Raw genomic sequence first — 266 nt, 5'->3', positions numbered from 1 at the left:
CACCAGCGCGGCATGCGCGTGATCATCGACTTCGTCATGAACCACACCAGCGACCAGCACCCGTGGTTCCAGGAGTCGCGGAAGAACCCCGAGGGCCCGTACGGCGACTACTACGTCTGGGCGGACGACGACACCCGCTACCCGGACGCCCGCATCATCTTCGTCGACACCGAGGCCTCCAACTGGACCTACGACCCGGTCCGCGGACAGTACTTCTGGCACCGCTTCTTCTCCCACCAGCCGGACCTGAACTACGAGAACCCGGC

Annotated in this window: 1 protein-coding gene; it reads left to right on the top strand. The window is 65.0% G+C overall.

From position 1 onward, the window contains the following. A partial coding sequence (locus GTW67_RS35895; RefSeq protein WP_237519190.1) for an alpha-amylase family glycosyl hydrolase occupies positions 1 to 266 on the top strand: 266 nt, incomplete at both ends.

The organism is Streptomyces sp. SID5910 (assembly GCF_009862125.1).
In the GTDB taxonomy this organism is placed as follows: domain Bacteria; phylum Actinomycetota; class Actinomycetes; order Streptomycetales; family Streptomycetaceae; genus Streptomyces.
This window is presented reverse-complemented; position numbering and strand designations above follow the sequence as displayed.